Source organism: Microbulbifer maximicatervae (SeqCode) (genome assembly GCF_052467695.1).
Genome location: NZ_CP174320.1, coordinates 1,359,055 through 1,381,059, shown reverse-complemented (window position 1 = coordinate 1,381,059; position 22,005 = coordinate 1,359,055). Strand labels below are relative to the sequence as shown.

Sequence of the window (22,005 nt, the reverse complement as noted above, 5' to 3'; positions counted from 1 at the left end):
ATGAAAGAGCTTCACGAGGATTTACGCCTTGAAGCTGTTCAGAAACCTAAACGTATATGCATCCTAACGGAGGATATGTTTGGTCCAATAAAAAATGGTGGCATTGGAACGGCTTACTTTCATTTGGCTGTTTTTCTACAGAGATCTGGTCACAAAGTCACCATCTGTTTCGTTAATGGTCTAGCAAAAAATCCTGTGAAAATGAAAATCACAAAAAATTTTTTTGCAAAACTTAATGTTGAATTTCATGGTGTTGCACCGCAGGCACTAGCTAAAACGACAATGGCTCGCACTATGGCAATGCCCTATGCAGCCTATGAGTGGCTCAAGAGAAATGATCGCTTTGATATTGTCCATGTTTCAGAATGGCGTGGAATGGGTTATATAGCGTTACTTGCCAAGAGTCTTGGTATTGCATTCCAAGATATACATTTTGCTGTTAAAGGTTCTTCCCCAACACTCTGGTCTGCCGAAGGTAATCAACAATTCCTTAAAGAGGAACGGCAATTGGGGTGGGTATTTATGGAGCGTAGAAGTGCTGAGATGGCAGATACTCTGATCTGTGGGAGTCAGCATTTAGTCTGCTGGATGAAAAATAATAAATACCGCCTGCCTGAGCGCAGTTACTATTGGCCAAATGTATTTTTGGACGATCTATTACCTGATAATGAAGCCATAAAAAATAGTAACTTAGAGACAAAAGAATGGGTGTTTTTCGGGCGTCTTGAACCTCGTAAGGGGATTATTCTTTTTGTGAATGCATTAAACACTCTTGCTAAAAGAGGGGTTAGATTACCATCGATTACTTTTTTGGGAGGACACTCTTATCGATTTGATGCGCGAAAATTCATAGAGGAAAACCAGAAGCATTGGAGTACAGAAGTCTCATTTATAAGTGATTGTAATGCTATACAGGCTGTAGAGTATTTGAGTGGAGAAGGACGTTTGGCTGTGATCCCAGCTTTGTTAGAGAATTCCCCGATTTCTGTCTACGAATGCCTTGCAACTAAAGTACCATTTATTGCTGCTGATACTGGTGGTACTCGAGAGTTACTTGATGACGAAAATGGAAAAAAAATCCTCTTTAAGCCAAATCATATTGCTTTAGCGAAAAAGTTAGAATTACATGCAAAGAAACTGCCTGCGCCGGGTATAAAACACCAGAGGCTTAAGAAGTCGTTAGATGTATGGAATAAATGGCATGGCCAAGAGCATTCAATTATTAAAAACGCCCGATCTTCCAATAGACATGATCCCTTGGTTTCTATATGCGTAACTCATTTTGAGCGTCCAGACTTTCTCTATCAAGCGTTAAAAAGCATTAAAGATCAGACTTATAAGAACATAGAAGTTATTGTGGTTGATGATGGTAGCCATTCACAAGAAGCGCTACACGCGCTGGAAATTATAGAAAGTCACTATCAGAAGAATGGATGGCAGTTTGTATACCAGGAAAACCGATATGTAGGGGCTGCTAGAAATACTGCAGCACAAAATGCAAGTGGAGATTATCTACTTTTTTTTGACGATGACAATGTCATGATGCCGGAAATGGTAGATAAGTTGGTAAGCGCGGCAACTTTTGCAGATATTGATTGCCTGACTTGCAGCTCTATCCGATTCAGCGGCAAGGGGGCACCTAATACTCCAGAAGGTAAGCTCGGAACTCAAATTCGTTTTATGGGGCCAGCTAGAGCTTGGGCAACGAAAGTAAATATAGTCGGTGATGCGACGTGTCTGATAAAAGCTTCTAAGTTTAGAGATCACGGAGGTTATACAGAGAGATATAGAACAGGTAAGGATGATATTGAATTCTATAGCAAGCTAATTTTAGCAAAGGAAAATGTATCCTATTATCCTGATCCTTTATATTACTATCGCACCGGTGACAACTCTATGAAATCCAGAAATCACCTTAAAGAAGAAGGGGATTTCAGGCAAATAAGTCCTTACCTTGAAGGGCTCGACTCGGAAGAGAAAAGCCTTCTACTACTAAGAAAACAGCAAAAAGATGCCAAAAAAAATAAAGGGGAAAAATATAAGCCAGGGTTTTTAAAGCGAACGATTCGAAAGCTGCGTAAATTCGCTAGGGTGAAAGTTTGAAAGTAGTTAAGTACATTGAAAGTGCTAGTGAAACACGCTTCCCCCTTATTTGTATCTTCCGTGATGAATTGGATATTCTCCCGGCTTTTCTCGACCACTACCGGTCTTTAGGTGTGACATGTTTCCACCTGGTGGATACGGGAAGTAGCGATAACTCGGTAAGCTATCTACTGAAGCAGAATGATGTCCAGCTATACGAAGTTGATTGTGGCTACCCCCAGGCAAACGCAGGTGTAGATTGGGTTAACAGAGTTGCTCGGGACTACTGTCAGGGAAAATGGACTCTTGTGGTAGATGCTGATGAATTTCTCTGGTTACCTGAAATTTTAGGTAAAGCTTCACTGAAGGTTACGACTCAACTTATGCAGAGTGAATTAGCTTTTGCTCTATATACTCCACTAATAGATTTCTTTAGTGACAACCTTCAAGGGAATGCATATGACATAAGAAATCTTTCTGAGTTAATGGAATCAACGCCTAACTATGTATCTTATAAAAACTTTAAGAAAAAAAGCATATTAGCTTTTCCTTTTTTTGAAATTCGCTCCAAAGCCAGAGCGCAAATATCTGGCATTTCTGATTATTTTGTTAAATCTTATAAAATTCCGTTGGTTTATTGGCGGACGGGTTTTCAATATTTACGTTCAACCCACTCATGTACGCCGGTTCCTCTCAGTAAAAATTGCGCTCATCTTCTCCATTTCAAATTCCGGTCCGGCTTTCAGCAAAGGCTTAGTCGGGAATTGCAGAACCCTGACCGGATGAATGCTGATGTATATCGCATTTCCAAGGCCATCATTAAAAATCAGATAACTATCCCGCAATACACATCGGATCTGCGCAAGATAGATGGATTCGGGGAAAGCGATTGGCTAACAAAGATGGATTTTGATACTGATTGGCAGAATGAAAATAAGTCCAAAAGCCACTATTTCGAACTGCTCACACAGCAAAAGATAGCCTCGGAGAGCTTTCTCGCCGATAACTTAAACCGTATAACCAAGTCTTTTAGTTGGCGACTGAGCCGGCCTTTACGCAGATTTCTGTTTCATCGGGGCATATTGCGACACGATCACTATCCAGAAAGGCTCGACCAGGATCATCCATTAGTGGATCAGACGATTGCCATCTATGAGTCATTTTGGTGGCTGGTTACGGGAATCTTTAGACTGCCTGTCGCAATCTATCGCGCCATTCTCTGGCATAAGCTGGGAGGACGTCGCCGGACCAGGTAGGGCTTTATACAAAAAAGGCCGGGGAGGTTTGTCCCCGGCCTTTTGTTTGCATCTCAGTTTGTGCCTGAGGTTAGTGTACCCAGTGGTGTCGTTCCATCTTCTCCTGTACCGCTTCCGCCGTAGGAGCGGGCATAGCACTGATAGGCAGGCGTTCGTGGAAGAATGCCAAGCGTTCGCCAGCCCCTACTTCGTTCATGGTTTCCGCCTCAAACACACGGCCATTAATTACCGTGTAGGTAATGTTCTCTGACAGGCGCAGGTTATCCAAGGGGTTGCCGTCAACCACGATCAGGTCAGCCAGCTTACCAGCCTCAATGCTGCCGATATCACCGTCCATACCCAGGTAGCGGGCACCATCGATGGTACCGGCGCGGAAGGCTTCCCAGGGAGTAAAGCCGCCCTGCTCCATCATCCACATTTCCCAGTGGGCTCCAAGCCCTTCGCGCTGGCCGTGGGCGCCGATATGTACGGTGACACCTTCGTCGCGCAGCTGCTTGGCCTGACGGGCCACATTAAAGTGGTTGTAGTGGGCATCCGGCGCAGTGGGGCGACGGATAGAGCGTGGGTTAACGATAAAATCGGGGGTAAAGCGGGTCAGGCGCTCGTTCTTCCATACCTCCGTGCGGTCATACCAGTACTCCTCACCCCAGAGACCGCCGTAGGCCACGACGAAGGTCGGTGTATAACCCACTTGGGTTTGGCTCCACAGCTGCTCCACATCGCCGTAGACATTGGCGATCGGCAGTGAGTGCTCGATACCGGTGTGCCCGTCCACAATCATGTTCATATTGTGCTGGTACTTACCGCCGCCCTCGGGCACTACCATAATGCCGGCTTCGCGGGCTGCCTGCAGCACTTGCTGGCGCTGGTCGCGGCGGGGCTGGTTGTAGCTCTTCACCGAGATGGCGCCCATTTCCTTGAGGCGGTTCACGTGGAACTGAGCGTCCTCCAGGGAGTTGATCTTGGCTTTGTAGCCTGGACCTTTGGCGCCATAGAGGATGGTGCCGGTGGAGAAAATACGCGGCCCAGTAATCAGGCCGGCCTTTTGCATTTCAGCGGCGGAGAAGATCTCGCTGCTGTCATTGGAGGGGTCGTGAATAGTAGTCACTCCAAATGCCAGGCTGGAGAACAGGTTCCAGTTCTGCTGCGGGATAATTTCTTCGCGACCCTGAGCACCGTGGGCATGAGCGTCAATAAGCCCCGGTAAAACGGTTTTGCCGGTGATATCGATACGCTTCGCTTCCGTGGGAATCTCCACTTCCGCTGCGGGTCCCACGGCGACAATGCGGTTGCCCCGGAACAGAACCACACCATTGTCGATAATTTCACGGGTGTTTTCCGCATCGCGCATAGTGACAACCTTGCCGCCGGTGAGGGCAACGAGACCTGCGCGATTGTCGAAGGACTGTTCAAAGCTCAGGTCGATGCCTTCAGAAACTGGCTCTGGCAGTTCCTCCGGAGCGCCGGCGACAAATTCGAAGGCATCCTTCAGTTCACGCTCGAACAGTTTGGGGCCGTGTGCCCAGCCCAAAGTATCGCTATCGGCAGACCAATGCAGGTTTTCACCGGCGCGCTTGGATACCTGGGTGACTTTGACTGCTTTGCTATCGGGGCCGATAACCTCGGATTTGCCGGTATGCATAAAGGGCGCGACAAAGGCTTTGAAGTCCTGGGTGAAGGCAACCCACTTGCCGTCCGGAGACAGGCGGAAGGAAGTAATCTCAGCGCCGTGCAGGTGCTCGCGCTCATCCTTGCCTTCCAGGTTGGTGCTCTTCAGCACGCGCTTGCCGCCGTCAGCGTTTTGGTACTCGGAGAAGTAGATACGATCTTCGCTGGCGCCGAAATGAGGCTCATAGCCAGACTTTACGACCCGGCGTTGCCAGTCGCCGTCGGCGTCTGCCAGGTAAATGCCCGGTTCCAGGGAGTACTCGGGGCTGAGCAGATAGCCGCCGGTAAAGCGACGGTAGGCCACAGAGTCACCACTTGGAGAAAAGCTTGGTTCAACGTACAGGCCCGGCTGCTTGGTGATGTTTTTACCGCGACCGTTGCGAGCGGAAACTACCCTCACATGGCCCAGGTTTTGGTCGTCCCAAGAGACATAGGTGATCTCGCGACCATCGCGGGACCAGCTGGGATAGAACTCAAAGTGGTCGTCCTGGCGGGTCAGACGACGACGCTCACCACTGGCGACATCCTGAATATAAATCTTGCCCAATGCCTGGAAAGCGACCTGCTTGCCGTTGGGGGATTTCTGCGCCCAGCGAATCATCTTCACATCGAAGGTTTCCGGCGCTACGTCTACCGGGAAGCGCACCGCATCCGCTACCTGTTTCTCAACTTTCACATGGGCCGCAATCGGTGCGACGCTGTCGCCGTTGATGGAGATGCGCAGGAATTTACCGCCAGTCCAAACGACCAATGACTCACCATCGGGCATCCAGTCGTATTGAACGTAGTTGCCATGGGGCCCAAAGATTTCCTGCAGGTCGCGTTCGAGGCCGGAGTAAACCGGAGTTTCCAGTCCTGTGTCCAAATCTTTCAGGAACAGGGAGGTCTGGTTGTCCTGGCGGCGAATAAAGGCCAGTTTACTGCCATCCGGGGATGGTACAGGTGCCACTGCGCCACCGGGACCGGAGACAAAGGTCTCCTCTTCACCATCCTGGAGGTCATAGCGGTTGATGGCAAAAATTTCCTGGGTGGAGTTTTTGTTGTACTTCCACACGGTGCCGGGGGTGGTATCGATGGAGTAATAGACATAGCGTCCATCTGGAGAGAAAGCTGGATCGGCAATATTTTTCTGGGCGATATCGCCACCGATGCGCTCTTTCAGTTGGCGACCTTCACCCCCACCGTAGTGGTACATCCAGATTTCACCGGCGGGGATACTGCGGCCAGACATAAAGCCTTTTCGCGCTACCAGGTACTGGCCATCGGGGCTCCAGTTGGGCGAGTGCAGCAAGTTTTCCTTTTCTGTCGTGAGCTGGCGAAGGTTGTCGCCATTGCGATCCATCAACCAGATGTTGTCGGCGCCGTCACGGTCGCTGATAAACACGATGGTCTTGCCATCCGGGCTGAAGCGCGGCTGCATATTCCAGGCGATTTCATTGGTCAGGGCTACCGCCTCGCCGCCTGCTACCGGCACTGTGTAGATATCGCCGAGCATATCGAACAGGATGGTTTTGCCATCTGGGCTGATATCCAGGTTGCTCCAGGTGGTCTCGCGGGTGTCCAACTGGATCGGTTTGAATTCGTAGGGTGGCTTGTTGATATCCCAGGATTGGGCTTCCGCCTTTTCTACTTCCTTTTCTTTGGTAGCTTCGAGAGCGCTTTCGGCTTCTGCCGCAGCACCCATCGGCAGGGTCAGTGCCAGGACAGCCAGAGCCAACAAATGGTGGCGCGGCTTGTTCTGCTTGGTGGTGTTCATTGAAATATCCCTCCGCCCGATTCTGTGTTTGGCGGCTATATTTGTTTTGTTGGGTTGAGTAACCGGTTGATTTCACAGGGGGTAAATTACCGGGATCAAAGCGGCGCAGCAATCTTAATGCGTTGAATACCAGGGCCCCGGGGCGAACTGTTGTTCGCTTGAGTAAACCGGGTCTAGTGGCCACAATGCACTCAAATTTTGTAGACGATTGGAATATCGACCCGTTATGACTATCGATGTTGTGATTTTGGCCGCTGGAAAAGGCACCCGCATGCACTCTGACCTGCCTAAAGTGCTGCATCCTATTGGCGGTATTCCCATGCTTGAGCGGGTAATTGATACCGCCATGTTGTTGGGAGAGGTACAGATTACCGTGGTAATCGGGCATGGCGCAGACCTGATACGTGACCGCTTTGCTGATCGTGGTGTCAGGTTTGTGGAGCAGGAACAGCAATTGGGTACCGGGCATGCCGTGGCCCAGGCGGTGCCCTATTTCCGCGAAGGAGCCACCGTTTTGGTGCTCTATGGTGATGTGCCTCTGGTCAGGGCCGGCAGTTTGCAATCACTGCTATCGGCAGCGGATCACGGACCTGCCCTGCTGTCAGTTGAAATGGCCAATCCCGCCGGTTACGGGCGTATTGTGAGGGATAACAGCGGCTGTGTGCAGTCGATCGTTGAGGAAAAGGATGCCGATGCGGATACCCTGGCTATCCGTGAGGTCAATACCGGCATTTTGGCGACTCCTGGAGCACTGTTGGCTCGCTGGTTACCGGAGTTGTCCTGTGACAATGCTCAAGGTGAATACTACCTGACCGATATTATCGGTCGTTCGGTCAGTGAGGGGATTCCTGTAACGGGAGTAATTGCCAGTGATCCGCTGGAAGTGGCGGGAGTAAATAGCCGTGCGCAGCAGGCACAGATGGAGCGCGCTTTGCAGCATAACCATGCGACCAGTCTTATGAATGCGGGGGTGACTTTATTGGACCCCATGCGTATAGATGTTCGCGGCAGCCTGGAGTGCGATACCGATGTCTCTATCGATATTAACTGCATTTTCGAAGGGACAGTTTCACTGGGTAAGGGGGTACAAATTGGACCTAATTGCCTGCTAAAAAACTGTCGCCTGGCAGATGGCACCAAGGTAGAGGCCAATTCCATTATCGAAGGCGCTGAGATTGGTGAGGCTTGCACTATTGGTCCCTTTGCACGTTTGCGTCCGGGCACAGAGCTGGCCACTGGTGCCAAGGTGGGTAACTTTGTCGAAACCAAAAAAGCCAAAATTGGTGAGGGCAGTAAGGTTAATCATCTCTCTTATGTCGGTGATGCCCTGGTGGGCGAAGCGGTCAATATCGGTGCTGGCACCATTACCTGTAATTACGACGGTGTGAACAAGTCCCTGACCGAGATCGGCGACAATGCCTTTATAGGTTCTAACACAGCTCTGGTAGCCCCAGTAACTGTGGGCGCCGGAGCCACAGTGGGTGCTGGCTCCACCATTACCCAGGCTGTGGGGAGCAAAGAGTTGGCGGTAGCGCGTAGCAAGCAGCGCAATATTAACGGCTGGCAGCGTCCGACCAAGAAAAGCTAAATAACCCTTACCGTAATTGGATTGCCCCTCGGAAACTGTAATTCCGGCGGGCCTTTCCTCTCCACGCCTGTTGATAGCCACCCTATCCATTAAACTTGCGCTTCGGGAACAAAAGGAATGGCCCGATGCACAAGCCCAGATTACAGCTGCTTGCCAGTTTTGATATTGCTTCGCTGCAATATTTGGATGAACAGGGACAGACGACCCAAGCCCTACCGGAATTTGCCACCCCGGATACCCTGATTGCTTACTACCGCCAGATGACGTTGGCTCGTATGGTGGATGATCGCGCGGTAAAAATGCAGCGTACCGGTCAACTTGGTACCTATCCCTCCAGCCTCGGCCAGGAAGCTATTGGTGTTGGTCTCGCAGCCGCCATGGCCAAAGAGGATATCTATTGCCCCAATTACCGGGAGACCGGTGCTCTTTTGGAGCGGGGCGTCACTATCGAAGAGATCTACGCGATCTGGGGGGGCGATGAACGGGGGCAGAACTTTCGCCATAGCCGCGAAGATTTGCCCTTGAGTGTGCCTATAGCCACCCAGATGTTGCACGGTGCCGGTGTAGCCTTTGCTCTGAAATATAAACATGAGCATTTCGGTGAACCCATGCGCGTCGCTGTTTCGACCGGCGGCGATGGATCTACTTCGCGGGGAGACTTTTACGAGGCGATAAACCTGGCTGGGGACTGGCACCTGCCTCTAGTGATCGTTATCAACAACAATCAATGGGCCATTTCCCTACCGCGAGATGAGCAAACTGCCTGTAAGACTCTGGCACAGAAGGCTATTGCCGCCGGCATACCCGGCTTGCAGGTAGACGGCAACGATGTGATTGCCGTTCGTGAGGCGGTGGGTGATGCCGTGGAGCGGGCGCGCAGTGGTGCTGGCCCAGCTCTGATCGAGGCGATCAGCTATCGCCTGTGTGACCACACCACCGCCGATGATGCCAGTCGCTACCAGCCCAAAAAAGATGTCAGTGAAGCCTGGTCCCGAGAGCCTTTGCGGCGCCTGCGATCCTACCTGGAAAACTGCGGTGCCTGGGATGATGCGCAGGAAGAAGAGATGCAACGGGAGCTGACACAGAAGCTGGAGAGAGCGGTCCACATCTACCGGGAAACCCCCAGAGATGCCGCCACAGCAATATTCGACCACCTCTATGCAAAGTTGCCGGAGCCTTTTCTGGAGCAGTATCAACAGTTGCAGGGAGATAGCTAATGGCTGAGATAACTTTGGTCGAGGCTGTCACCCAGGCTCTGGCTTACGAGATGCAAGCAGACCCGATGGTGGTTCTATTTGGTGAAGATGTTGGTCTGAACGGTGGCGTATTTCGCTCAACCGAGGGGTTACAGGCCAGGTTTGGCCGGGACCGGGTGATGGATACCCCCCTGGCCGAGACCATGATTGCCGGAATGGCTGTCGGTATGGCGGTGCAGGGCCTGCGACCGGTGGCTGAATTCCAGTTTATGGGTTTTATCTATCCCGGTCTCGATCAGATCCTCAGCCACGCCTCGCGCTATCGCAATCGCACTCGCGGCCGCCTCTCCTGTCCGATTGTCTATCGGGCCCCCTATGGAGGTGGAATCCATGCACCGGAGCATCACTCCGAGAGCACTGAGGCCCTGTTCGCCCATATTCCAGGTCTGCGCCTTGTGGTGCCCTCCTCTCCTGCACGGGCTTACGGTTTACTATTGGCGGCAATTAGAGACCCGGACCCGGTCATTTTCCTGGAGCCCAAACGTATTTACCGAGCCGTTCGCCAGGAAGTGCCCGACACTGGCGAGGCTCTGCCACTGGATCGCGCCTTTGTGTTGCGGGAGGGCCGCGATATAACGCTTATCGCTTGGGGCGCTTCCCTCAAAGAGACCCTGCAAGCCGCAGAGCAGCTCGCAGAGGAAGGGGTAGAGGCTGAGGTTATCGACCCGGCCACCCTGAAACCCCTGGATATCCACACGGTAATAGACTCCCTGGAGAAAACCGGGTGCTGTGTCGTTGTGCACGAGGCGGCCAGGTTCTGTGGCCTGGGTGCCGAGGTGATCGCACAGATTAATGAGTATGCCTTCGATCTTTTAAAGGCACCGGTACAGAGGGTGACCGGTTTCGATACAGTGATGCCCTACTATCAACTGGAGGATGAGTATCTACCCGGAGTGCCGCGTATTTTGTCGGCCGTACAGGAAGTGCTGGACTACGCCAACGGAGGGCCACAATGAAGACTTTTACCCTTCCGGATCTCGGTGAAGGTCTGCCCGATGCGGTAGTGCGGGAGTGGCATGTCAGAGAGGGAGATACCATAGCTGCCCATGAAACTCTGGTGACAGTGGAAACCGCTAAGGCCTTGGTGGAAGTGCCGGCTCCTTGGGGCGGCACTATTGAGAAGCTATTTGCGGCAGTGGATGAGACCGTGAATGTTGGCGATCCCCTGGTGGGATTTATGGCCGAGGGAGAAGTCGCAGATGAAAGCCCGCCCACTCAAGCTGAAGAATCGGAACAAGAGACTAGTCCTCGGGCCGACAGCGGTACGGTGGTGGGAAAAATAGAGCAAGGGCAAGGTGTATTGGGGGCTGAGCGGGGGCCGGAGGTGGGCTTAAAGCGCCTGGCCACCCCGAGAGTACGGGCCCTGGCCAGGCGTTTGGGGGTAGATTTACAGTCAATATCACCAGCGGGTGCACTGGTAACGGAAGCCCAGGTACTTACTGCGGTGGGGCCGGGAACAAAGCCCAAAACTGTGGCGAAGGGGCAGCATCCATCACCTGCCCGCGCTTCTGCCGTACAAACTACAGCCGTTGCACCCCAATTCGATTCTGAGTCCGAAGTCATGACGCCTGCACGTCGCGCAATGGGTTTGTCCATGAGCCGAGCGCGAGATGAGGTAAAGCAGATAACGCTGTGTGACGATGCGGATATTTCCAACTGGTGGGGTAGTGCTCCGGCGCTGCTGAGATTGATTCGTGCAGTACAGGAAGCTTGTGAGGCGGAACCTACCCTCAATGCCCTGTATCAGGATGAGAAGCTGGCGCCGCAGGGCAGTATCAATATTGGCTTAGCAGTGGATTCTCCACGAGGACTCTATGTGCCGGTACTCAGGGATGTCGCCCAGCGTACTGATGAAGATCTGCTCCAGCAGGTGGCGGACTTTAAGCACCAGGCCCGCGAGACCGGAATCGCCCAGCGAGACCTTCAGGGGGCAAGCATACTTCTCTCCAACTTCGGCTCCATAGCCGGTCGCTATGCCACCCCAGTAGTCATGCCGCCCACTGTTGCCATTGTCGGTGCCGGGAGGGTGTGCCAGGGAGTTGTGGTGGTCAATCGATGGCCGGCACTTCGCCCCTTACTCCCTCTCTCTATCAGTGCCGATCACCGGGCCGTTACCGGTGGAGAGTTGGCGCGCTTTCTTCAGACAATGTTGGAAACTTTGTCCCTCTAACAGCCTGAGTGAGTCCTATACCGGTATTTAATCAGTTGAGTAATGGTTATTGATAAAAGTTGTGGGAACTTTAGTTTCGTTTTGCTATCTTTAAGTTTCGAAATGAAACTTATCTGCCTATGTCCAAACGCAACACCCAACAGCGCCGCCACGGTATTCTCCACTTGCTAAATGAAGTAGGAGAGACCACTGTCGAGCAATTGGCGCGGCAGTTCGGAACTTCGGAAGTTACGATTCGAAAGGATCTGACGGCAATGGAAAATCACGGCTTGTTGCTGCGCCGCCACGGTGGTGCTATCCCGGTGCCGAGGGAGTTGGTCAATGAAGAAGGGCCCTCTGGGAGTAAGCGGGCCATTGGTCGAGCCGCTGCTGAGCTGATACCGGATCACCACCGAATTGTGATCGATTACGGTCGCACCACGGCGGCAATGATTCCTGAGCTTGAAAGCAAGCGCGGCCTAGTGGTGATGACTAACTCGCTGCATGTGGCCAATGCACTGCGCGAACTTGAAAACGAACCGACGCTGTTGATGACCGGAGGCACCTGGGACCCACACTTTGAGGCCTTCCAGGGGCAGGTTGCAGAACAGGTACTGAGAGGATACGACTTCGATCGCGCTTTTATTGGTGCCGATGGAATCGATTTGCAACGCGGCACCTGTACATTTAATGAACAAATTGGCCTCTCCCGCGTAATGGCGGAAGTTGCGCGGGAAGTGGTTGTACTGGCGGAGTCCAGTAAAGTGGGGAAGCGGATTCCCAATCTGGAATTGTCCTGGGAGCAGGTCGATATCTTGGTAACTGATGATGGCCTGGCGGACGCCGTGGGCCAAAAACTGGAGCAGCTGGGTATCCAGCTCATTTGTGCCGCTGAAGACAGGAGCAGAGGCGCTCAGCCTGAAATGTTAATGGGCGGCGAGACTCCCGGGTTAATGAGGAAATAATTATGTGCGGAATCGTAGGTGCGCTGGCACAGCGCAATGTGACGGGGATTCTTCTGGAAGGGCTGCGCCGTTTGGAGTATCGCGGTTACGACTCAGCCGGAGTCTGCTTAAGCAGTGGAGATGGCCAGCTGCAATTGCGCAAAAGCCTGGGCAAGGTCGCAGATTTGGAAGCCAAATTAAGTGAGGAAAGCGCCGAGGGCCATATTGGCATTGCCCATACCCGTTGGGCTACTCACGGTGTTCCCTCCGATGAAAATGCCCATCCCCATCTGTCAGGCCATATCGCTCTGGTTCACAACGGCATTATCGAAAACCATCAGGAATTGCGTTCAGAGCTTCAGGGAAAAGGTTATGAGTTTGAGTCTGAAACCGATACTGAAGTTGTGGTTCACCTTATTCACTCATTAAGTTCTGAGGGCCGCAGCCTGGTCGACTCTGTGACTGAAGCCACGCATATACTGGAAGGTGCCTACGCCCTCGCGGTGGTTAGTCATGAAGAGCCGGAAGTTTTGGCCTGTGCCCGCTCTGGTAGTCCGCTGGTCCTTGGAGTGGGTATTGAAGAGAACTTTATTGCCTCTGATCCTATGGCCCTGCGCCAGGTGACTGATCGCTTTATATTCCTCGAAGAGGGCGATGTGGCGGAAGTGCGTCGCGGTGGCATCGCAGTTCGAGACAAGTTGGGAGAGGAAGTCAGTCGCCCGGTGCACAAGTTGACCGGCGGTCATGAAGCTACCGATAAAGGGCGCTACCGCCACTTTATGCAGAAAGAGATTTTCGAGCAGCCCCAGGTGGTCTCAGCCACTCTGGCGGGCCGTATCGGTGAGCGCTCAGTGTTGGCCCAGGCCCTCGGTGCCCGCGCCCAGGAGATTTTGCCCAAGGTGGAGCAGGTACAGATAGTAGCCTGTGGCACCAGTTACCATGCGGGAATGGTAGCCCGCTATTGGCTGGAGGACTGGGCCGGTATTCCCTGCTCGGTGGAGGTGGCCAGTGAACTGCGCTACCGTAAGAAAGTGGTGCGCCGGGGAACCCTGTTTGTGAGTATTTCCCAATCCGGAGAAACGGCCGATACCCTCGCCGCCCTGCGCCAGGGCAAGGACCTGGGCTACCTGGCCTCCATGACCATCTGCAATGTGCCCAACAGCTCATTGGTGCGAGAGTCTGAGCTATCGCTAATGACCGAGGCGGGCCCTGAGATTGGTGTGGCCTCGACCAAAGCCTTTACGACCCAATTGGTAGCATTACAACTGTTCTGTATCGCCCTCGCCAAGGTCAATGGACTGTCGGCGGAGCGTGAAGCTGAGCTGGTCAGCGCCTTGCACCAGTTACCTGAGCTAATGGAGAGTTTTACCGGTCTGGATAAGGTGGTTAAAAACACCAGCAAGGCCTTTGCAGAGAAGAACCACGCGCTTTTCTTGGGGCGTGGTGTCGAATTCCCCATTGCTCTGGAGGGCGCTCTAAAACTGAAGGAAATTTCCTATATCCACGCAGAGGCCTATCCCGCCGGTGAATTGAAGCACGGCCCCCTGGCACTGGTGGACGGCGATATGCCCGTGGTTGTCGTTGCCCCCAATGATGAGCTGCTGGAAAAACTCAAATCCAATTTACAGGAAGTGCGTGCGCGGGGTGGGCAACTGTTTGTTTTCGCCAGCCCCAAGGCCGGATTTACCAGTGAAGAAGGTGTTACCGTGGTGGAAGTTCCAGATTCCCCAGAGAGTCTGGCGCCGATTCTCTACACCGTGCCGCTGCAGCTATTGAGTTACCATGTGGCGTTGCTAAAAGGTACGGATGTGGATCAACCCAGAAACCTGGCTAAATCAGTCACGGTTGAATAACCGTTCACCTGCCGCAAAAGGTTTATGCACAAGCGAGTAAAGCTGTGTGAATTTACTACCTCTGATAGCGTCACCCTGCGCTATCTAGAGGTCGGCAGCGGCCCCATATTATTGATGCTACACGGCTGGTCCCAGGGGGCGGTGTTGTATAAACATCAGCTCGCAGGGCTCAGCGATCAGTTTCGTGTGATCGCGCTGGATATGCGTGGTCATGGTCAGTCTGACAAGCCCAATCATGGCTATCGAATTTCCCGCCTCGCCAAGGACTTGCAAGAGCTGATCTCAAGTCTGCAACAGGAACCCCTTCATTTACTCGGCCACTCCGCCGGCTGCTCGGTGATATGGAGCTACCTGGAAATGTTTGGTGGGGATAGGGTCAGTGCACTAGTGCTAATCGATGAACCCCCCTGTCTACTGGCAGATCCCGCCTGGAGTGAAGCGGAGCGATTGGCCGCTGGAGGCATACTGACCCCGGAGAGCCTCTTCCAGTTTGTGGATAACTTGGTTGGAAAAAAAGGTGCTGAGGCCACCCGCCAAATTCTTATGTCTATGGTCACGCCTTTAATGGGGAAAACCCAACGGGATGAGCTGGTTGCGGTTAACCTGCAGTGTCCCCGTCGCTGGGCTGCAAAGCTTTTTGTGGATAACGTAACAAAGGACTGGCGGGATTTTATCCCCAGGATTGATAAGCCGACGCTAGTGGCTTTCGGTCGTGCCAGTCCACACCCAATAGAGTGCCAGCAGTGGATTCACCAGCAAATTGTGGGTTCCAGGCTTGAGATCTTTGATGTGGCGGAAGGAGGAAGCCATTTCCCGTTTCTGGAAGCGCCACACAGATTTAATGCCCTGGTGAGTAAATTCCTTCTCAAGTTTTCCACAGATAGCCATTTCCCCGTGCCCTAGTTCAGCTTTGTGGATAACTGTGGATAGAGTTATCCATAGTTACTGGAATTTAAAAAAATAATTGAAACAGCTTCTGCGAGAAGGCAGTTTCTCCTGTGGATATTCCTTTTTAAGATACCTTCACACCCGTTACCCCATTGGAAAAGGATAAAACTGATGATGAAGGCCGTCGGTTATCAACAGTCTCTGCCAAGCAGTGATAAAGAAGCGCTACAGGATATAACCCTCCCCATACCGCAAGTCTCCGGCCGGGATCTGCTGGTAGAAGTACAGGCCGTTTCAGTTAACCCGGTAGATACTAAAGTGAGGCAGCGGGCCAGCCCGGATAGCGGTCAGTGGAAAGTACTTGGCTGGGATGCTGTGGGCATAGTGAAAGCGGTAGGCCCGGAAGCGGGACTCTTTAAGGTTGGCGATCGGGTTTGGTATGCGGGCGATATCTCCCGTTCCGGCAGCAATGCCCAGTACCAGCTGGTGGATGAGAGAATCGTTGGTACTGCCCCCAAGACGGTTGGCTGTGCCGAGGCAGCGGCGCTGCCTCTCACTGCGATTACCGCTTGGGAAATGCTATTCGACCGCCTGCAAGTTGCGGTGGGTAAAGGGGCAAACAACAAGTCACTGCTGATCATTGGTGCCGCTGGTGGCGTGGGTTCGATTATGATCCAGTTGGCCCGTCGTCTGACCAATTTGACTGTGATAGGTACTGCTTCCCGCCCCGAAACCAAAAGCTGGCTTGAAGAGCTTGGAAGCCACCATGTGATCAATCATCGGCAGTCTCTTAGCGAACAGTTAAGCCGCGAAGGCATCGATGGCGTCGACTATGTCGTTAGCCTCACTAATACCGAAGAGCACTTGGCGGAAATTATCAAAAGTATCAGACCTCAAGGGAAGTTTGGTTTGATTGACGACCCCGCCTCCTTGGATGTTATGGCACTGAAGCAGAAGAGTGTGTCTCTTCACTGGGAGTTTATGTTTACTCGCGCGCTGTTTTCTACCGAGGATATGGTTGCCCAGCATGTTCTGTTGAATGAACTTGCGGAATTAATTGACCAGGGATTAATTAAAACCACTATGGGGCAGAATTTTGGGAAAATAAACGCAAATAATCTTTTAAAAGCGCATCAGCTTATCGAATCCCAGGCTGCAAAAGGAAAGATAGTCCTGGAAGGTTTTTGATAGAGTAAACTCTCTCCTACTCAGGGTCATATGTATGACATCTGGGTGGGAATTTACTTTGAGTAAGCAGTCCTAATTATTCGATAAAAGAAACTAAGTGCAAGATACTTATTTTTCATTATTTGGCAGTAAATTTTTGCTTATATTTCTACAGGGCGAAAATAAACTGATAGAAAAGACATCAAAGTCACTTTTATATTTTTCCGCATTATGCAGTCACCATTTTATTAAGTTATTAATCCTCGCATAGAAAATAAAAGTCATGCTATAACCATGCCTCGGCATTTTTCAAAGATGAGAGGGCCGCTAGGTGGCTACGACAGAAAAAAATAAAACAAAAACCGGTATTGATGCTGCTGTTATGAATGGCGACATCAATATGTTGCTTGGCGAGCCAACCCAGCCGCCAGAACAAGTTCGTGAAGAGCGCAAGAGAAAGCTGACGGCGGCTTTTCGGCTGTTTGGAAAATTTGGTTTTGATGAAGGCGTAGCCGGTCATATCACTGTCCGTGACCCGGAATATGACGATCATTTTTGGGTCAACCCCATGGGGGTTTCCTTTAAACAGATGACGATGTCACAACTGTTGCTGGTCAATCATCAAGGAGAGGTGGTTGAGGGGGATGGTTACCTTAATGGCGCAGCCTTTACTATTCATTCTCACATCCATAAAACCCGCCCGGATGTGATAGCCGCTGCGCACGCTCATTCCCTTTATGGGAAAAGTTGGTCTACTCTCGGGCGCCTTCTGGATCCCATTACCCAGGATGCTTGTGCCTTTTATCAGGACCACGGTTTGTTGGATACTTTTTCCGGCGTGGTATTGGAAATGGGAGAAGGTGCGGCCCTTGCTAAAGCCTTGGGTAACCACAAAGCACTGATATTGCAGAATCACGGCTTACTGACGGTGGGTAAATCCGTCGATGAAGCTGCCTGGTGGTATATCACTATGGAAAAAAGCTGCCAGGCTCAGTTACTGGCGCAAGCAGCTGGGCAGCCTATTTTGATCGATCCAGAGGTGGCAATACGAACCCGGGCGGTTGTGGGAACTGAACTGGCGGGATTATTTAGCTTTCAGCCTCTTTACAATGTAATTGCAAAAGAACAGCCGGATATGTTTGAGTAAAGAAACTCCAAAACTCTGCCAAATTTGCAGAGTAATTTTTTGGAGCGCTGCAAAGCGCCGGCACTTTTTCTCAGAATTTATTCCCTGTTTTCTATTCTCGCATAAACTTCCTGATATTGAGTGAACAGCACTAGGGAGCCTCTGAATAACTCCATGATACCTCTGCAAGCCCCGAAGGGCGGGCCTTGAAGGCCACATCTGCTGCGTTGCAGCTCTTGCAAAGGGCTACGGCCATTCGCGGCGAGCTGCGCCTAACATCTGCAGCCTTCAAGACCCGCAGAGGCATTACGGAGTTATTCAGAGGCTCCCTAGTTACTCGATAGAGATCTATTTCAATAAGGCGTCACAGGGAACTGTAGCGAGTAATGCACTATCTGGTTATTGCGCTGGTGCTGTTGTTAGTTGTGGCCATTACCCTGGTTATTGCGCGCCTGTTGCCTTTACCTATTCCACTGCCTCTATTGCAAATTGCTGCGGGAGCAATACTGGGTAGCTTTTTGGGAATAGAAATACCCCTCGAGCCAGAAATTTTTTTCCTGCTGTTTGTTCCGCCCTTATTGTTTATTGCCGGTTGGCGAATACCGAAAGGCGCTCTGTTTCGAGATATCGGTGCCATTGTTACCTTGGCTATTGGATTGGTGCTTTTTACCGTTGTGGGTATGGGGTATTTTATTTCCTGGTTGGTGCCTGTCATGCCACTGGCGGTGGCTTTTGCAGTAGCGGCAATTTTGGCACCGACCGATCCTGTGGCGGTATCGGTGGTCCACGGTGGAACGTCTATGCCACCACGGCTGGAGCATATCCTCGCCGGAGAGTCCCTGTTTAATGATGCCTCGGGATTGGATATTTTCCGTTTTGCAGTGATTGCTGCCCTCACCGGGACCTTTTCATTTCCCCACGCACTGGCTGGTTTTTTCTGGGTCGCTATCGGCGGTGTGGTTATTGGTGCTGGAGCGGCATTTGCCTGTGGATATATTTTGCGTCTGCTGGTCAGAATTGGCGGTGAGGACACTACTGTACAAGTTCTAGTGAGCTTATTAGTGCCCTTTGCGGCATATATCGCCGCCCATACTTTACAGGTATCGGGTATTTTGGCGGCTGCCAGTGCTGGAATTGCGACTCACTATACCACCTTACACGGTGCGGAAATGTCGACTACACGGATGGACCGTCGTGCAGTATGGAAAACAGTACAAGCAGTTCTTGACGGTATTATTTTTGTTTTGTTGGGAGAGCAATTGGTTCGAATTACCGGAGCGGATTTCTCCGGCGCGCGCCACACTGGTGACTTAACAATAATTTTTTATGTCCTGGCAATATTTGTTGTACTACTTCTCCTGAGATTTGTGTGGGTATGGGTCTCCCTATATCTCTCACGTTTTGGGCAGAAAGTAGAATCTTTTGGTACCCATTTTTTATTGGTTAGCGTGTTGACCATCGCCGGGGTAAGAGGGGCGATTACATTGGCGGGAGCCTTTTCCCTTCCCCTCGCTATGACAGATGGAAAGCCGTTGCCCGGCCGTGATTTAGCCCTGATTATTGCAATGGGCGTTATTTTGCTTTCCTTATTGCTGGCAAGTTTTTTATTGCCTGTTCTACTGCGCCGTTTACCCGAAGCCCCCAATTTTGCCGCTATCGGTGATGAAAAAGGTGCGCGAATATCTGCTGCCACAGCAGCAGTGAATCAGCTAATGAATATGCGTCATGATATTGATCGAGGCGAAAAAGATCGCGATCTCGCTTTTGAGGCGGTGGATCACCTTTTGGCTATTTATCGGCGGCGCATAACCCTAGGAGAAGATGAAAGCGAGGATATTATCTGGATGCGTTCCAGGGTTGAGCGTCATTACCACCTTGCCGCACTTTCTGCTGAGCGCGAACAACTGTTGGAATTGCGTGTCTCCAGGAAGATTGATGATGAGCTCCACCGCAAATTGGTTTTGGAGGTCGATCTGGTAGAGGCGAGCTTAATTAACAAAGAATAAATTTTCTCTTGTAATAGATACGCTTAAATTGGTGAAAACTTGATATGGAGTTTGTAGAGCTGTGTTCAGTTAATGGGGTGTCCCGTTTTCAGAAAAGAAAAATAGACAGTCCCCAGCGCGAGCCCCTGGGTAATTACTCAATCCCCTATCCCGCCAAGCAGGTGCAGTTCCGGGAGTTTAGAGAAGGGCAGCGTTTTGATTGGCACTGTGCCCCGCAGGCGCAGTTTATTCTTTATCTTGAAGGCAGGGTGAAGCTCACAACCAGCTCCGGTGAACAATATATCTTTGCTCCCGGAGATATCTTATTAGCCAATGATTTACACGGAAAGGGGCATATCAGCGAGAGTCTGAGTCCTGGCAGGGCTGCCATTGTCGTGCTTAATGACAACCCCTAGGGCGAATAACCGGCTTACTGTTTTTCCATCTCGGGCTTGGCTTCTTCCCAGTAGTGATCCAGATGCAGGTCCTTGTCGCGGCGGTCTTGTTGTAACGCCTGCAAAAGCTGCTCGCGATAGATTCGGCTTTGCGCAATATGCTGGGACTCATCGCGCCAGTAGGGGAAAAGTGCCTCCAGCATACGCTGGTCGTGCTGCTTGAACTTCAAGGCGGCGCGGCGCGCCTGTATGGGACTGAGTCCCAATAGTTCCAGCGCCTTTTCGCCGATGGTCAGGGCCGAGTCCACGGTCTCGCGGAAGATATAGCGGACCCCGGCTTCCATCAAAGCATATTGGTGCATACGGTTGCGGGCCCGGGCGAGGATGGTCACATTGGGGAAGTGTTTTTGCAGCTGGGCCACAATTTCCAAACAGGCGGCCTGGTCGCTCAAGGTCAGGATAACCAGCTTTGCATTTTGGGCTCCGGCGGCGCGCAGCAGATCCTCTCGCGAGGCATCTCCGTAGTAAGCCTTGATACCATAGCGGCGCACCAGGTCCAGTTGTTCTGCATTGCGTTCGAGTAAAGTGGTATTGAAACCGCAGGCATTTAGAAGTCGCCCGGCGATTTGCCCGAAGCGCCCGTAGCCAATAATGATTACCGGTGAGCCCGAATCCACAGGCGGTGATGTATCTATGTTGGCGGGAACCTCTGGGCCGGTGACAAACCGAGGCTGGATAAACTGTTCGTAGATCAGCAGCAGCACTGGTGTCAGGGCCATGGTCAGAGCAATTTGAGCTACTAACAGATTGCCGATGTCCGCACTCAGGACCTGAAGCTGGGTAGAGAACGCTACCAATACAAAACCGAATTCACCGGCTTGCGCCAATGACAGAGCGAACAACCAATCCTCGCCCTTTGACATTCGCAAGGTGCGCGCCAGGGCAAACAGCACGGTAAATTTAACCAGCACCATCGCCAATGCTAATCCGATAAGCACCAGCGGGTTGTCCGCGATCAGGGAGAAATTCAGGCTGGCACCCACGGCGATAAAGAAGAGACCCAACAGCAGGCCCTTAAAAGGCTGTATATCCGCTTCCAGCTCATGGCGGAACTCGCTCTCGGCCAGCAGTACCCCGGCGAGGAAAGTACCCAGTGCCGGCGATAGGTCCAGCCAGGTCATTACCGCAGCTGCGGCAAATACGATAAGTAGCGCGCTCACGGTAAACAGTTCGCGCACTTGGCTGCCTGCCATTAGACGCAGTAAGGGACCGAGGAGGTAACGCCCGGCGAAAATAAAAGCCAGCATGGTGCCGATGACTGCCGATGCGTAATACCAACCACTCAAGCCACTTTCATGGGGGCTGGCAGCGGTACCTGCCAGCAGTGGCAATAGCGCGAGGATGGGAATAACCGCGATATCCTGGAACAAAAGTACCGCAAATGCAGCGCGCCCGCCCTGGCTTTTCAGCAGGCCCTTTTCACTGAGGGATTGCAATACGATCGCAGTTGAGGACAGTGCCAGGATCAGCCCGATAGCCACCGAAGAGCGCCAATCCATCTCGGAAAAGGCGAGAACCAATCCAGCGATGGCCGCAGCGGAAAACAGTAGTTGGGCACTACCGGTGCCGAGGATAGCACCGCGCATTTTCCACAACTTCTTCGGCTGCAGTTCTAAGCCGATCAGGAACAGCATGAGTGCAACACCAAACTCGGCAACGTGCATCTCATCGCTGGCATCGCCGACCAGGCCTAGGGCACTTGGGCCTATGGCCACACCGGCGAGTAAGTAACCGAGGACTGAGCCCAGGCCCAGGCGGGTGGCAATGGGTACCGCAATCACTGCGGCAGCCATGAAAATTACTGCCTCAATAAGGAAGCCGGAGTGTTCCAT

The 22,005-nt window shown here is 52.0% G+C and carries 15 protein-coding genes; 13 read left to right on the top strand and 2 right to left on the bottom strand.

Features of this window, described 5'->3' with window-relative positions:
- Together ACJJI8_RS05970 and ACJJI8_RS05965 are read left to right on the top strand one after the other, a co-directional pair.
- On the top strand, positions 1-2,103 hold the full coding sequence (locus ACJJI8_RS05970; RefSeq protein WP_444934525.1) for a glycosyltransferase: 2,103 nt from the start codon (positions 1-3) through the stop codon (positions 2,101-2,103).
- The gene (locus ACJJI8_RS05965; RefSeq protein ID WP_444934524.1) at positions 2,100-3,338 is read left to right on the top strand and encodes a glycosyltransferase family 2 protein; all 1,239 of its coding nucleotides are present in this window, start codon (positions 2,100-2,102) and stop codon (positions 3,336-3,338) included. Before ACJJI8_RS05970 ends, ACJJI8_RS05965 begins: the two co-directional genes overlap by 4 nt.
- Positions 3,339-3,408: 70 nt before the next feature.
- Here ACJJI8_RS05965 and ACJJI8_RS05960 read toward each other — a convergent pair whose 3' ends face one another.
- Positions 3,409-6,762: an amidohydrolase family protein gene (locus tag ACJJI8_RS05960; protein WP_444934523.1), complete on the bottom strand. Its 3,354-nt coding sequence runs from the start codon at positions 6,760-6,762 to the stop codon at positions 3,409-3,411.
- A 226-nt stretch (positions 6,763-6,988) separates the two neighbouring features.
- Between ACJJI8_RS05960 and glmU the strand changes: the two genes are divergently transcribed.
- From glmU to ACJJI8_RS05905, 11 genes are all read left to right on the top strand, one after another.
- Positions 6,989-8,350, top strand: a complete 1,362-nt coding sequence (gene glmU, locus ACJJI8_RS05955; protein ID WP_413663859.1) for a bifunctional UDP-N-acetylglucosamine diphosphorylase/glucosamine-1-phosphate N-acetyltransferase GlmU — start codon at positions 6,989-6,991, stop codon at positions 8,348-8,350.
- A 125-nt stretch (positions 8,351-8,475) separates the two neighbouring features.
- Positions 8,476-9,567 (top strand): pyruvate dehydrogenase (acetyl-transferring) E1 component subunit alpha, encoded by a 1,092-nt coding sequence (gene pdhA / locus ACJJI8_RS05950; RefSeq protein WP_444906817.1) that lies wholly within the window; start codon positions 8,476-8,478, stop codon positions 9,565-9,567.
- Positions 9,567-10,562: an alpha-ketoacid dehydrogenase subunit beta gene (locus tag ACJJI8_RS05945; protein WP_444906818.1), complete on the top strand. Its 996-nt coding sequence runs from the start codon at positions 9,567-9,569 to the stop codon at positions 10,560-10,562. The genes pdhA and ACJJI8_RS05945 overlap by 1 nt, the downstream gene beginning before the upstream one ends.
- Positions 10,559-11,776, top strand: a complete 1,218-nt coding sequence (locus tag ACJJI8_RS05940) for a dihydrolipoamide acetyltransferase family protein (RefSeq protein ID WP_444934522.1) — start codon at positions 10,559-10,561, stop codon at positions 11,774-11,776. Before ACJJI8_RS05945 ends, ACJJI8_RS05940 begins: the two co-directional genes overlap by 4 nt.
- Before the next feature lie 119 nt (positions 11,777-11,895).
- On the top strand, positions 11,896-12,720 hold the full coding sequence (locus ACJJI8_RS05935) for a DeoR/GlpR family DNA-binding transcription regulator (protein WP_444906820.1): 825 nt from the start codon (positions 11,896-11,898) through the stop codon (positions 12,718-12,720).
- A gap of 2 nt (positions 12,721-12,722) precedes the next feature.
- Positions 12,723-14,552: a glutamine--fructose-6-phosphate transaminase (isomerizing) gene (gene glmS, locus ACJJI8_RS05930; RefSeq protein ID WP_444934521.1), complete on the top strand. Its 1,830-nt coding sequence runs from the start codon at positions 12,723-12,725 to the stop codon at positions 14,550-14,552.
- Positions 14,553-14,576: 24 nt separating this feature from the next.
- The gene (locus tag ACJJI8_RS05925; RefSeq protein WP_444934520.1) at positions 14,577-15,455 is read left to right on the top strand and encodes an alpha/beta fold hydrolase; all 879 of its coding nucleotides are present in this window, start codon (positions 14,577-14,579) and stop codon (positions 15,453-15,455) included.
- A gap of 156 nt (positions 15,456-15,611) precedes the next feature.
- Entirely contained in the window at positions 15,612-16,628 is a 1,017-nt protein-coding gene (locus ACJJI8_RS05920) for a zinc-binding alcohol dehydrogenase family protein (RefSeq protein WP_444934519.1), read from the top strand.
- A 310-nt stretch (positions 16,629-16,938) separates the two neighbouring features.
- Positions 16,939-17,754: a class II aldolase/adducin family protein gene (locus tag ACJJI8_RS05915; RefSeq protein ID WP_444915139.1), complete on the top strand. Its 816-nt coding sequence runs from the start codon at positions 16,939-16,941 to the stop codon at positions 17,752-17,754.
- Between the two features lie 365 nt (positions 17,755-18,119).
- Positions 18,120-19,739, top strand: a complete 1,620-nt coding sequence (locus ACJJI8_RS05910; protein ID WP_413663851.1) for a Na+/H+ antiporter — start codon at positions 18,120-18,122, stop codon at positions 19,737-19,739.
- Positions 19,740-19,783: 44 nt separating this feature from the next.
- The gene (locus tag ACJJI8_RS05905) at positions 19,784-20,134 is read left to right on the top strand and encodes an AraC family ligand binding domain-containing protein (protein ID WP_444934518.1); all 351 of its coding nucleotides are present in this window, start codon (positions 19,784-19,786) and stop codon (positions 20,132-20,134) included.
- Positions 20,135-20,148: 14 nt separating this feature from the next.
- Here ACJJI8_RS05905 and ACJJI8_RS05900 read toward each other — a convergent pair whose 3' ends face one another.
- Positions 20,149-22,005: a monovalent cation:proton antiporter-2 (CPA2) family protein gene (locus ACJJI8_RS05900; protein ID WP_444934517.1), complete on the bottom strand. Its 1,857-nt coding sequence runs from the start codon at positions 22,003-22,005 to the stop codon at positions 20,149-20,151.

Coding starts and splice junctions, on each gene's coding strand:
- ACJJI8_RS05970 (WP_444934525.1), top strand. CDS start 1: ATGAAAGAGCTTCACGAGGATTTACGCCTTGAAGCTGTTCAGAAACCT.
- ACJJI8_RS05960 (WP_444934523.1), bottom strand. CDS start 6,762: ATGAACACCACCAAGCAGAACAAGCCGCGCCACCATTTGTTGGCTCTG.
- glmU (WP_413663859.1), top strand. CDS start 6,989: ATGACTATCGATGTTGTGATTTTGGCCGCTGGAAAAGGCACCCGCATG.
- pdhA (WP_444906817.1), top strand. CDS start 8,476: ATGCACAAGCCCAGATTACAGCTGCTTGCCAGTTTTGATATTGCTTCG.
- ACJJI8_RS05945 (WP_444906818.1), top strand. CDS start 9,567: ATGGCTGAGATAACTTTGGTCGAGGCTGTCACCCAGGCTCTGGCTTAC.
- ACJJI8_RS05940 (WP_444934522.1), top strand. CDS start 10,559: ATGAAGACTTTTACCCTTCCGGATCTCGGTGAAGGTCTGCCCGATGCG.
- ACJJI8_RS05935 (WP_444906820.1), top strand. CDS start 11,896: ATGTCCAAACGCAACACCCAACAGCGCCGCCACGGTATTCTCCACTTG.
- glmS (WP_444934521.1), top strand. CDS start 12,723: ATGTGCGGAATCGTAGGTGCGCTGGCACAGCGCAATGTGACGGGGATT.
- ACJJI8_RS05925 (WP_444934520.1), top strand. CDS start 14,577: ATGCACAAGCGAGTAAAGCTGTGTGAATTTACTACCTCTGATAGCGTC.
- ACJJI8_RS05920 (WP_444934519.1), top strand. CDS start 15,612: ATGATGAAGGCCGTCGGTTATCAACAGTCTCTGCCAAGCAGTGATAAA.
- ACJJI8_RS05910 (WP_413663851.1), top strand. CDS start 18,120: ATGCACTATCTGGTTATTGCGCTGGTGCTGTTGTTAGTTGTGGCCATT.
- ACJJI8_RS05905 (WP_444934518.1), top strand. CDS start 19,784: ATGGAGTTTGTAGAGCTGTGTTCAGTTAATGGGGTGTCCCGTTTTCAG.
- ACJJI8_RS05900 (WP_444934517.1), bottom strand. CDS start 22,005: ATGGAACACTCCGGCTTCCTTATTGAGGCAGTAATTTTCATGGCTGCC.